This is a genomic window from Acetobacter fabarum, from assembly GCF_029069195.1.
GTDB lineage: Bacteria > Pseudomonadota > Alphaproteobacteria > Acetobacterales > Acetobacteraceae > Acetobacter > Acetobacter fabarum_A.
Genome location: NZ_JARDYK010000006.1, coordinates 15,002 through 27,280, shown reverse-complemented (window position 1 = coordinate 27,280; position 12,279 = coordinate 15,002). Strand labels below are relative to the sequence as shown.

Annotated in this window: 10 protein-coding genes and 1 pseudogene; 6 read left to right on the top strand and 5 right to left on the bottom strand. The window is 48.4% G+C overall.

Annotated features, from left to right (window positions below; translation table 11 throughout):
* Window positions 1-23: 23 nt before the first annotated feature.
* From PY793_RS08935 to modA, 3 genes are read right to left on the bottom strand one after another with little or no spacing between them, the layout of a single operon-like run.
* Window positions 24-680 (bottom strand): ATP-binding cassette domain-containing protein, encoded by a 657-nt coding sequence (locus tag PY793_RS08935; RefSeq protein ID WP_275177749.1) that lies wholly within the window; start codon window positions 678-680, stop codon window positions 24-26.
* Window positions 680-1,381: a molybdate ABC transporter permease subunit gene (gene modB, locus PY793_RS08930; RefSeq protein ID WP_275177748.1), complete on the bottom strand. Its 702-nt coding sequence runs from the start codon at window positions 1,379-1,381 to the stop codon at window positions 680-682. The genes PY793_RS08935 and modB overlap by 1 nt, the downstream gene beginning before the upstream one ends.
* Window positions 1,378-2,178: a molybdate ABC transporter substrate-binding protein gene (gene modA / locus PY793_RS08925; protein ID WP_275177747.1), complete on the bottom strand. Its 801-nt coding sequence runs from the start codon at window positions 2,176-2,178 to the stop codon at window positions 1,378-1,380. The genes modB and modA overlap by 4 nt, the downstream gene beginning before the upstream one ends.
* 199 nt (window positions 2,179-2,377) lie before the next feature.
* Here modA and PY793_RS08920 point away from each other — a divergent pair, with 199 nt between their 5' ends.
* A complete protein-coding gene (locus tag PY793_RS08920; protein ID WP_275177746.1) occupies window positions 2,378-2,587 on the top strand; it encodes a TOBE domain-containing protein in 210 nt (69 codons plus the stop codon).
* Window positions 2,588-2,806: 219 nt separating this feature from the next.
* On the opposite strand, the gene PY793_RS08915 is transcribed toward PY793_RS08920, so the two are convergent.
* Complete coding sequence (locus tag PY793_RS08915) at window positions 2,807-3,328, bottom strand: hypothetical protein (RefSeq protein ID WP_275177745.1); 522 nt, start codon at window positions 3,326-3,328, stop codon at window positions 2,807-2,809.
* Window positions 3,329-3,406: 78 nt separating this feature from the next.
* On the opposite strand from PY793_RS08915, the pseudogene PY793_RS08910 reads away from it, so the two are divergent.
* A pseudogene (locus PY793_RS08910) lies at window positions 3,407-4,843 on the top strand (carbohydrate porin).
* A 322-nt stretch (window positions 4,844-5,165) separates the two neighbouring features.
* On the opposite strand, the gene PY793_RS08905 reads toward PY793_RS08910, so the two are convergent.
* The gene (locus PY793_RS08905) at window positions 5,166-6,536 is read right to left on the bottom strand and encodes an NAD-dependent succinate-semialdehyde dehydrogenase (RefSeq protein WP_275177744.1); all 1,371 of its coding nucleotides are present in this window, start codon (window positions 6,534-6,536) and stop codon (window positions 5,166-5,168) included.
* Window positions 6,537-7,352: 816 nt separating this feature from the next.
* Here PY793_RS08905 and PY793_RS08900 point away from each other — a divergent pair.
* The 4 genes from PY793_RS08900 to PY793_RS08885 all read left to right on the top strand — a co-directional run bounded on the left by PY793_RS08900 (window position 7,353) and on the right by PY793_RS08885 (window position 12,047).
* Window positions 7,353-8,570 (top strand): glycosyltransferase, encoded by a 1,218-nt coding sequence (locus tag PY793_RS08900; RefSeq protein WP_275177743.1) that lies wholly within the window; start codon window positions 7,353-7,355, stop codon window positions 8,568-8,570.
* A gap of 59 nt (window positions 8,571-8,629) precedes the next feature.
* On the top strand, window positions 8,630-10,081 hold the full coding sequence (locus tag PY793_RS08895) for a mannose-1-phosphate guanylyltransferase/mannose-6-phosphate isomerase (RefSeq protein WP_275177742.1): 1,452 nt from the start codon (window positions 8,630-8,632) through the stop codon (window positions 10,079-10,081).
* Window positions 10,082-10,155: 74 nt separating this feature from the next.
* Window positions 10,156-11,232 carry an acyltransferase family protein gene (locus PY793_RS08890; protein ID WP_275177741.1) on the top strand — a complete coding sequence of 359 codons (1,077 nt, stop codon included), beginning with the start codon at window positions 10,156-10,158 and terminating at the stop codon, window positions 11,230-11,232.
* Window positions 11,205-12,047: an SGNH/GDSL hydrolase family protein gene (locus PY793_RS08885; RefSeq protein ID WP_275177740.1), complete on the top strand. Its 843-nt coding sequence runs from the start codon at window positions 11,205-11,207 to the stop codon at window positions 12,045-12,047. The genes PY793_RS08890 and PY793_RS08885 overlap by 28 nt, the downstream gene beginning before the upstream one ends.
* Window positions 12,048-12,279: the final 232 nt, after the last annotated feature.

Genomic DNA, 12,279 nt, shown 5'->3' with positions numbered 1-12,279 from the left:
TATGTGCCGATCAGGTGGTTTTTTCACGATGGAGTGTTCTGGATTGATCGCCAGTCAAGGATATGGGTGGCAATCATATGCAGTTCTTCCGCATCATGCGAAACATAAAGCGTGCATATTTTACGTTTTTCTAAAAAATCTTTTAAATAAAAGAGAATATCAGTTTTCATATTCAGATCCAGAGCAGACAGAGGTTCGTCCATGAGCAGCAGTCTGGGTTGTGTCAGCAAGGCGCGGCCTATGGCTATGCGCTGGCGTTCCCCTCCAGAGAGGGCATGTGTATTGCGCTCAAGCAGGGGCCGGAGGTGAAGGGCGGCGACAATATCCGTAAAAAATGGTTCTCTGTCGGGGATAAGGCGCATACCGAAGAGCAGGTTTTTTTTCACGCTCAGGTGGGAAAATAACCCGCCATCTTGAGGTACGTAGCCGATCGGGCGTTTCCAAGGGGGCAGAAAAACAGTGTTGTCCTGCCAGATGTCATTGGCCAGACGGCAGTAGCCTTGTGGGAAATGATGCAGGCCCGCAATTGCGCGCAGCAGGCTGGTTTTTCCACACCCTGATGGGCCTTTAATCCCTGTTATGCCGGGTGTGGCAATATCGAAGCGGACGTTTATGGCAAGCTGATTGATTGGACCTTTAAAATGGACCGACAGCCCTGATTGTAAAACAGGGAGGGCCATCAGCAGGGACGTGCGGTCAGGCGTTTTTGTGTCAGACGCAGGATCAGGATGGTCATAAAGGCAAATGCCACCATGCCTCCCGCTATGGCATGGGCAGAGGCCCAGTCTCCGGTTTCCACATTATCGAAGAGCATGATGGATAAAAGGCGCGTCTGACCGGGTATATCTCCTCCAATCATCAATATCAGACCGAATTCGCCAATTGTATGGGCAAAGGCAATCACTGCTCCGGCTATAATGCCCGGAGCTGCCAGAGGGAGTGCAACACTCAGGAACGCCCGGAGCGGCGGAGTGCGCAGTGTATAGGCGATCTCAAGCGGCTTACGGCCTGTGGTTTCAAAAGCGGCCTGCGTGGATTGTACAATATAGGGCAGGGCGGCAATAACTGAGCCAACAGTTAAACCGGCAAAACTGAATGCAAAGGTTGGTCTGCCGGTTATGTGGACTGCCAGCGCGCCAAGCCCTGATGGCCCAAGGGCAAGGAGCAGATAAAAGCCCAGAACCGTTGGCGGCAACACCAGGGGAAGTGTGATGATGCTTGAACACACATCGCGCCACCAGTTGCGGCAGTTAGCCAGCCACCACGCCAGAGGAACGCCAATGCCGAGCGCAAGGATTGTTGTAACACAGGCAAGTGTGACACTCAGACGCAGTGCTGTAAAAATACTGTTGGGGTCAAACAGGGGGTTTGCTCCCATCATGGTATGTCATATCCATAGGTGGCAATAATGGCCTGTGCGGGTTTGCTTCGCAGGTAAGCCAGAAAAGCGCGCGCGGCATGGTTCTGCTCTCCCTGCTTGAGTAAAAGCGCATTCTGGCGAATGGGGGGATAAAGGGTGGATGGTACAACCCATACTGTACCCGAAGACTGGTTGTACAGTTGAGAAAGCGCGACAAACCCCAGTTCTGCATTGCCGCTCTGGACGAACTGGTAAGCCTGGGCAATGTCCATACCCATGACAATACGGGGTTGGAGAGACTGCTCCAGGTGCAACTGTACGAGTGTGGCCATGGCCGCTGCGCCATAAGGGGCAATATCGGGCTTGCAAAGGGCCAGATGGCCGTAACGGGCGGCGCGTAACGTGTTTTCGCTCGCCGGGTAGGCGGAGGTATTGCTCCAGAGCACCAGCTTTCCAATAGCGTAGGTGAACTGACTTTTATCAGCGCCAAAACCATCCTTGACCAGTTTTGCAGGTTTGGCTTCATCGGCTGATAAAAAAACATCGTAGTCCGCGCCCTGTTCAATCTGGAGCATGAACTGGCCGCTTGAGCCAAAACTGGGAATGATAACGTCTCCCGTTTTGTGCATGAAGTCCGCGATCAGCACTTTGGACGGGCCAATAAAATTTGCGGCAATGGCAATGCGGGCCTGTTCCGCCCGTGCCATGATGGGCTGGAAAAGCCACAGTATGGCACAGCAGCAGACCAGTCGAAGACGGGGAGGGGAGAATGTCAGGTTCGTACCATTTGTGCCGTTATAATAGTGCGGTGAGTTCATGACATTATTCCAGCAACAGCCTGTATCCATGATCACAGTAAAAAATGCCAAAAATATTCTGTTTGTGAACAAGAAATTTTTGTATGTCATTGTGCTCGGGAAATGGCATGATACGAAAAGGGAGTGGAAAGTCCCTTGAATACTATATCTATATCCGAATGGAAATAGATGTCCGGTAAAAATATTTGGAGAAAAGAGAATGAAAATCAGCGCACGCAACCAGATCAAAGGCATAGTCAGTAAAATTGAAAAAGGTGCGACCACGTCTCATGTTAGTATCGAAATTGCCGGGGGTGCCATTGTTATGGCAGCCATAACCAACGAAGCCGTGGCAGAACTTGGCCTGAAGGACGGTGAGTCTGTTTATGCCGTTATCAAGGCATCTGATGTCATGGTGGGTGTTGCCTGAATTAAACTCCACTGACAAAATTGTACCCTGTAAAGGGAAGGCTTATCCAATACTGTAAAATCTGACACGGTTTTTGCGTGGGTTTCATGAAATGTTTTTAGGCAAAACATTTCATGAAACAACGGGAGAAGCGCTTCTGCCCATGAGAAGATGTTTTCTCTACCAGACCCAAATGGCCGGACGCGTGCTGATGGTGCATGGTCAGGAAATACGGCAAAGTCAGGGCCTGTCCATAGCCAGCAGGATATGCGGATTGGTGTCTATCTGATCAAAGCCCAGGATGTCGCGGGCGGCCTTATGGACAGTGCGGATATGCTTGTGCAGCGCACAGGCAATTGGCAGAGGACATGGAGTGGGTGCGCGGAAAATGATATTTCGATTATAAAAATAATGAATTATTGAGTGATATCTTGTTGTTATTACAAATAAGCGACAAGAATGTGAATTGAAAATTTTTAAAATCCGATTTAGCTTGAAGAAAACAGCCAATAAGAAAAAGAAAAAATGTCTGATAAAATGATGCTCCGTGCTCCTCCGGACCTGAAAAAGCAGAGTAAAGCTATCATGCGCTTGTCTGTTGTAAACAAACTGTAAGCGCGTCCTTATTTCTTTAAATTTAGGAATGGTGTGCCTCGATTCCAATACAGATTGGAATGGATGCCTGCTGCTTTGGATAAAATCATGTCCACATTTCGGGATGAGAGCCGCAAAGCCTTTGTCTTGCGGTACAATATTTTCCATTTTATTTCAAAGTGTTATGTTGTATTTGGGTTTGTGCTACTGGGAGTGGCCATCCCTTGTGGTGTCAGAGCGCAAGACATTCAAAAATCACCTTTGTCTGCGGGTTCCGCGGCAAGTGGGGGAAGCCTTGCCTCTCCGCCGATCAAACATAAACGTCCTATTGCGGAAGAGCGTCTGGAAGCTTTGTTTAAGACGGAAAGTATTTCCTCATTACTGAACCACAATGAAGATGCCTTGCGGAGAGGAGATATTAGCGCTGGATATTATGTTTCCGAGCAGGCGTTTGGTAATCTTGTGCCTTCTCTTAAGCCTCTGCGGGATCGTCTGGCTAAGCATGGTTTTAGTTTTGAGATGACCTATAAGGGGGAAGGCATGGGGAATATGAGCGGTGGCCTTTCGAAAGGAATGGACTACACACACGAAGTGCGTATTGCCATGCTGTTTGATCTGGGCAGGTTAACAACATGGAAACCGCTGGAAGGCTGGTTCCTGCACGGCATTGTTATGAACCGGGAAGGGCGGCAGGTCGGGTGGGACCATGTTGGCGAGCGCAATGTTCTGCTGACCGAAGTCTGGAGTATTCATGGCCCTGCTGCGGCACGTCTGGCCGATCTGTATGTGGAAAAATCGTTTCTGCAAAACAGGATCAATATCAATATTGGGCGTATTGCACTCACGCATACCTATTCTACATCAGTGTTACTTTGTACGTTCATGACCATGTGTTCCGCGCCTATGGCCATTCGTGAACCCGCCGGCTGGAGCGTGTATCCTAAAACATCATGGGGTGGGACATTCCGCATACGTCCAACGCGAGATCTGATTTTACGAACAGGTGTGTATCGTATCGGGCCAAAAGCGGTTGATAATACAGGCTGGGCTTGGGGGAGTGAGCCATACACAGGTCTTTAGACCCCAGTGGAACTGACCTGGGAGCCCTTTTTTGGCGAGCGTAAACTGCCCGGCCATTACAAAATTGGATATGGGCATGATACGTCCCCTTATGCTGATATGATTGGGGTTATTCCACCTGCGTTTGCCGGGGCAGTACAAAAGCATAAGGAAAAACCCAGGGATACATTTTATATAGAGACGGATCAGATGGTTTATCGCAGTCATGGTCAGCACCAGATGGCGGGTGGCTATGTACTGGCCGGGTTTGTTCATAATACTCCGAGTAATTCTACATTTTCTAATGAATTCTACTTTGGAGCCTCTTTGCTGGGCCTTATTCCTGGGCGCCCGTTTGACCGGTTCGGGGTTATGTATTCCTACTATCAACTCAGTTCCCGTACAACTTATGGGCAGCGATTACGCCAGTGGGCTGGCATGTCCATGGGAGCTTATGTGAATGCGCCTCAAACCCATTCTGCTGTTCTGGAGGCGTATTATGGTATTCCCATCGTGCCGGGTTTGGTGGTGACCCCTGAGTTTGAATACATGATGCGACCGGGTGAGACTTCTGTCATTCCCAACGCCGTGTTGGCGGGGCTTAAAGTGATCAGTGCTTTGTAACTGGCGCCTGTGGGTTAATCAGACGACTTGCTCTGATGGAAGGCTAGAAGAACCGTTGACAGAAGCCATAGAGGAATTTTCCGGTGTCTGATCTCTGGGTACGCCGTTGAGATGCGGCTTCCTGTGAGGAGTCTTTGAGACAAAACATAAAAAACAGGCTGTTATGTCTTTCAAAATCAGCTAGGGGGTCCATATACGCGGTAATATATTCATTGGAGGAGTGGGTGTCTGCAATGACGTGTGGTGGGATATGGAGTGGTCGTCTCGCTGATACCCGTTATGTTGGGTATCAGCGCGCAAAAAGAAATCCTGGACAAATAGATCAGGGCTTGTGGATCAGCTTACGATTGAGAAACTCCTCAATGCCGAATTCTGAAAGTTCACGACCAAAACCGGAATTTTTAATACCACCAAATGGCAGATCTGGCGCCGTACCTGTTATGTCATTAATAAAGACCATACCCGTATCAATCTTTAAAGCCATCTGGTAACCGCGTTGCTCATCACGTGTATGAATGGAGCCGCCGAGTCCGTAAGGTGAATCGTTGGCAAGTGCAATGGCCTCTTCATCATTATTTACAGAATGAATGACTGCAACTGGCCCGAAAATTTCCTCATAATAAATCGGATTATCTTTTTTCACATCGGTCAGGATTGCAGCTCTCATGAAAAATCCGTCCCGATCAATCTGCTTGCCACCGCAAACAAGTTTTGCGCCATTGGCTACGGCTTTTTCAACCTGTGATATCGCATGTTTCATGGCTATTTCGCTGCTCATGGGGCCATGTGTCACACCTTGCTCCAACGGGTCACCATATTCGAAGGCTTCGGTGGCGGCCTTCAGTCTGGACGTAAAGTCCTTCACCAACGCATGATGCACAATCATGCGTTTGGCAGCGGTGCAGACCTGTCCATTATTCCCCATTCTTGCTGCTGCTGCACGAGGTACCACCACATCCAAATCAGCATCATCCAGCACAATGAAAGCGTCTGATCCTCCTAGCTCCATTGTGCTTTTCTTGAGGTTATGACCAGCCTGCGCCGCCACGGCACTGCCTGCGCGTTCGCTGCCGGTAAGAGCTACGCCACGCACTTCCGGACGGCCAATTAAAGCTTCCGACTGATCATTGGTAATAAATAGATTCGTATACGCTCCTTCAGGTATTCCAGCAGCCTGAAACAGGGCTTCAAAAGCAAGCGCACACTGCGGTACTCCAGGTGCGTGCTTAACCATCACAACATTGCCAGCCATAAGATTAGGAGCCGCAACGCGTGCCAGTTGATAGTATGGGAAGTTCCATGGCTCAACGCAGTAAATTACACCCAGAGGTTCGCTCAGAACCTGAGCTTTGCCTTGCGTAACGGGCAACTCCCGTGGCTGCAGGAATGTTTCTGCCATATTGGCGTAATAGGTAAGGATATCTGCCGAGAGCTCGATTTCCCAAATGGCTTCAGATAGAACTTTGCCCATTTCTGTGGAAATAAGGCGGGCATGGTGGTCCTTGTTGGCACGCAGAATATCCGCAGCTTTATTAAGCAGGACACTTCGTTCTGCTATGGAGCGATGACGCCAGTCATGCTGCCAAAAACGATGAGCGTGTTCGAGCTTTTTTACCATGTCATCCGTGGCATGCAGGTCAAAAACTTTTTCTGTTTGACCTGTAGCAGGATTAACCGTGCGATATGGGCTCATGACTTACGTCCTTCGGTAGGTTCCAAGATATGGCAAGGCTATCTGTATACATATAAATATAGATATGTTGGCCGAATTTAGACCATTCTTTTAGAGTGGGCGATATTAACCGTGCCGCTGTCACGAATATGTGTTCCATTCAGACTGCTCTATAAGAATAGATGCAATTGTCGCAACCATGTGCAAATCGAACGCGGTCGACGGGTTCTAAGAGGAATTGTTTATGTAACCCGTAACGGATTTCACGCATTGTTCTCAGGCATCCAGTGGGTAGGGGAGGGGATGACAAAACTGCCGATCTTCTGGTGGGACTGGCACGGGCTCACAGGATATGGGGATTTGGTCTGTGCTTCCTGTATCTGCGTAATGTGCAGCATCGCCCGCGGGTAGCCATGACTTCAGATCAGGAGGTAGACAATACGGCTGGGATCGGCCGAATAGGGGGAAGCTGCCCATCCTGACAATACACGGCAAATCGTCAAAACTGGTACCCCAGTCCGACAGTCTGTTAAAACGTAAATTCGGTTGATCCGAAAATAGTAAAGTTGCCGATGCTATTGTCAGTGGTCATATCAGTTGGAGATAAAGCGTTAGGGCGGATCAATGTAGCATTCGATCTCTGATTGGGTTAGAGAAATTTTGACAATATTGACAGGATAACGTTGACACAATCGGGACGACGATGATCTTCGCGACAGAGCAGATTATATTTGATAGAACTACCAAAAATTATCTATGGTTACAGGGAATTTGCAACTCTAGGTTAATGACGGGCTGTGGGAATTGACACCTAATGCTCCTCCATGGAAATCGTGCATGATACGCATTTTGGCCAAGCATTCAGCCTCACCTCCTGTCAGGAAGCGTTTACGTGTTTTACATGCGTATAAAGTTTATCTTCCTGATGTGGAGGGGGGCGTCCCTTCAGCGATCCATGCACTGACCGTCAGAATGATGGAGCGCTGCCAATCCGCTATCCTGACCACGCGGCGGTGGCGTACGCCCAGAACCCTTAAAGTTGACAATGTACCTGTTACGCGCACGCTCGCCCTGATGACACTACGTTCTCTACCATTGGCTCCGTTTTACCCACTCTGTCTGTTTCTTCGCTCCCGCATGGTGGATGTAGTCGCACTACATACCCCTTTTCCATTAGCGGACATTTTGACGGCTCTGTATTTTCGACGGCGCTGCGCCCTAATTGTTCACTGGCATTCGGATGTTGTTCGCCAGAAGCGGTTATTGCATCTGGTGGCTCCGCTGATGCGCCGGACCTTACGACGCGCAGACCGTATTATTGTTTCCAATGCATCCATGATTACGCAGTCGCCTTTTTTACGCTCGTTTGCGGATAAGTGCGAGGTCGTACCCTTCGGTACAGATTTAACTTACTGGCCCAAGCTCAATGCAGAGGAAGAACAAAAGGTTGCTTCCTTGCGCAGGACGTATCCACATCTGGTAGTTACCGCGGGGCGTCTGGTATCTTACAAAGGATTCGACATTCTTATCAAAGCATTCTCCTCTGTGAACGGCCAGTGTGTAATTGTGGGGGAAGGCCCCTTGGATAAACAGTTGCAACAGCAGATTGCCACACTGGGCCTGCAGGATCGGGTGCATTTGGTGGGACGACTGGAGCGGGACGCGTTGAAGTGCATGCTCCATGCCGCCCAAGTTTTTGTCCTGCCCTCAGTCAGCTCGGCGGAAACTTTCGGTATTGCCCAGATAGAAGCTATGGCTTGTGGCCTGCCGGTGGTGAATACCGATGTGCCTACGGGCGTGCCATGGGTTGCCCGCCACGAACAGGAAAGTCTGACCGTGGCGGCGGGGCAGGCTGCCCCGCTGGCCCAAGCGCTTGCTTTGCTGCTTGAGAATGCGGCCCTGCGCCAGCGCTTGGGCAAAGCGGGTGCTGCCCGCGCCTTTGATCTGTTCGATGAGCAACAGTTTATTGAGAAAACATTCCGTATTTATGAAGCAGAGGCATTACGGGCGCAAAAAACAGGTGCGGCTCAGGAGGCATTTTTGGGGAGTGATTGACACTAAAGCGCAAAAACGTCATTAATTCACAAGCTATACTGCCACGCAGAAGGGATAACATGTCTACTGCTACTCAAGTTTTTCTGCAGTCACAGAAATCCGTCATTCCAGTTATTCTTTCTGGTGGGACAGGTAGTCGACTGTGGCCGGTTTCCCGTAGTAGTTATCCCAAGCAGTTCTGGCCACTCCTGACGCAGCATACCTTGCTACAGGAAACAGCATTGCGTGCCCAAAGGGCGCAATGTGGTTCTCCGATTGTCATCTGTAATGCGGAGCATCGTTTTATTATTGCAGAACAATTGCGTGAAATCGGCATTTCTGATGCCCGCATTGTTCTGGAGCCGGTCGGCCGGAACTCAGCACCTGCCATTGCGGCGGCGGCTTTTCTGGTTGCGGAAACCACACCCGATGCCGTGTTGTGGGTCATGGCGGCAGATGCGGCCATAACGGACGACAAGCCGTTGCAGGATGCTCTGGCCAAGGCAGAGGTTGCGGCACAGGCAGGGCGGATCGTCACGTTTGGTATAAAGCCGCGCCGGGCCGAAACCGGTTATGGATATATTGAATGCGGTCAGCCGCTTGGCGATATCCCCGGCGTTTTCGATGTTTCCAGATTTATTGAAAAACCGCAGGAGCAGGATGTCCGGGCACTCGTGGCGGATAGCCGGTATTTGTGGAACTCGGGTATGTTCGTTGCCCAGGCCAAGACGTTCCTGACGGAAACAGAACAATACGCGCCCGAGGTCTATCAGTGCGTGAAGCAGGCCGTTCAGGCCCGCAAGCAGGATATTGATTTTGAGCGGTTGGATGTGGATACATTTTCCAGTTCGCCGGATATCTCGGTTGATTACGCGTTAATAGAGCACACTGATCGTATTGCCGTTGTTCCAGGGGATTTCGGCTGGTCTGATATTGGAAGCTGGGACGCTCTGTGGGAAATCAGTGCCAAGGACGATGATAACAACGTGGCTGTTGGCGATGTCTTTCTGGACAAGAGCCGGAATTGCTATGTCCGCTCTGATGGCGTGCTGACTACCGTGGTTGGTGTCGAGGATCTTGTTGTGGTTGTTACGCGCGATGCGGTGATGGTTGTTCACCGGGACAGGACGCAGGATGTCAAAAAGATCGTCAACCGCCTGAATGAAGCGGGACGCCCCGAGGCGGTCTCGCATAACCGTAGCTACCGGCCCTGGGGATTTTACGAAGGACTTATTCAGGGCGATCGTTTTCAGGTTAAGCGCATTGTCGTGAAGCCGGGACACAAATTGTCCTTGCAGAAACATTTCCACCGTGCGGAACACTGGATTGTGGTGGGTGGCACGGCCCTCGTCACGCGCGATGAGGAACAGATGATGGTGCGGGAAAACGAGAGCGTTTACCTGCCGCTTGGCTCTGTCCACCGGCTGGAAAACCCGGGCCGCATTCCCCTGACACTCATCGAGGTTCAGTCCGGTCCTTATCTGGGAGAAGATGACATCGTGCGGATGGAAGATGTGTACAGCCGGGTATAGAAGAATTTGCGAACATCAACACAGTAAATCAATATTTGTTTTGAAACAGTATTCAGAATTTCGGGAAAATTAAATTGCACCGTTTTGTATGGCTAGACTTTATGCGCTGGATACTGGCATTAATGGTCGCATCAGGGCATTTGCATGGATATGGAACACCGCACAAAGCCTATCTTGCAGTAGATTTTTTCTTTATTCTTTCTGGATTCGTTCTGACAGGTTCAAAATGTCGTTCTGCTGGAAATCGAGACTTTGTGTCCAAGTTCATAACAGATAGAATTGCCAGACTGTATCCTCTTCATATTGCGACATTATTGCTATTAGTGTTTATAAATCTTCTGTTTTGGGTTACAACTAGAGGGCAATTGCTGGAAAATGGTTGGTCATATAAAGATGGTCGTATATATACTTTTATTTTAAATATTCTTCTACTTCAGAATGTTGGACTTACGGAAAATACATCATGGAATGCGCCTAGTTGGTCAATATCGGTGGAGTTTATAACGAATATAGCCTTGTGTTACTACCTTATTGCAAAAAATAAATACAACATAAAAGTATTTTTATATTTTATCCCTATTATCTCATACTCAATTTTGTTTAACCAATATAAAACTCTTGGCGTTTTTTCTGAAACTACAAGTTATATAAATAGCGGTATGCTTCGTGGTCTTGGTGGTATCAGCCTAGGCATTCTAGCTTGGTACACCTTTGAAGCGATCAACAAGCAGATAAAAAAGCTTCCTTTGATCTTGCCGATCTGTTGCATTGCTGTGTTTCTCTACATGATAAGCTTTGGTGATAAAGTCGAAAATGTTGACTTTGCCGCTATCCCGGTTATGTTTGTTTCAGTAATTCTTCTTGCGGTAGCGGAGAATTGTCGGCCACATTCTAATAATATATTCACCCGCGTAGCAGTTATTCTTGGGTCCAGTTCTTATGCCGTTTACCTTATACACTGGCCAATTATAACATTTGCGAGATATCAGTTGATTTATGCTTGGGGTGTGAATATTAATTTAACGAGTCCGTTAACAACAGTAATTATTCTTGGCTCTGTATGCATAGCGGCCATTCCGGTATATTTCTATTTCGAATTGCCGATGAAACAAAGGGCAAAAACATGCTTCGCAAACTGGTTGCCGCGCTAACATTTGCGGTATTCTGTACTAATGCACACGCTAAACCTTCCATTCAACCACTTGAGGATGTGGTCATGCATCCTCAACGCTACATAGACAGCGTGAATATTAGCGGAAAGGAACAGATAGACTGTAATTATATTAAAAATAGAAATCATTTTGTAATATTTGCCAGTGGTCAGTCTCTTATTGCAAATACAAATGGTAATTTTCCTTGGGAAAGAACGATACCACGTAATGTTTATGAACAATGGGGCGCTTTGTGCTATAAAGCTAATGCACCATTATACGGTGCATCTGACACGATGCAGTCTTTCGTTCTTTTGTTGGCAGAATATATAGCACGTGCAACCACGAAAGACGTTGTTATTAACATGGCCGCAATCGGTGGGACTCCAGTTGGAGAATTTATACACGGTACTGCTAACTCACTACTTATCACGCAACTCCACAACATGAAGCAGGCAGGTTTTTTACCTGACCTTGTGATCTGGGAACATGGTCAGGCAGATATTGGACGACAGTCAGGCCAATATGCAGCAGATGTAAAGACAGTAATCGGAATTTTCAGGCAAAACGGAGTTACTGCTCCTATATTTGTTCCTACAGACACAACAGTGAACTGGAGTGCTGATGAAGCGTTGCGTCAAGAGCAGCAATCTATTCAAGGGTTTGAAAATGTCTTTCCTGGCCCTGATATCGATCTTGTGAGATATAGATACGATGGAACGCATTTGGATCAGAAAGGGCTGGAAATTCAGGCGGCTATGTGGTTTCAGGCACTTGACCAGCATTTCCATTGGCATTCTCGGCCCGCAAAATAAACCCTCATAAAATAATGCCAATATTGTAATATCGACTACCTTGTTGAAGAATAGTCTCCAGTTGAATAAGCATCATTATATGATGCTTATTCTGTAATTACGATGGAAGGGCGACAGGTAGATCCGACGGGGAGGCTTGAAGACTCTCTGATTGATGTTGGTGTACGATGATTTTGAACCCAACGCGCGGATATGGATCGTTCTCTGTGGGGATTGTTCCTGTGTCTGGGGC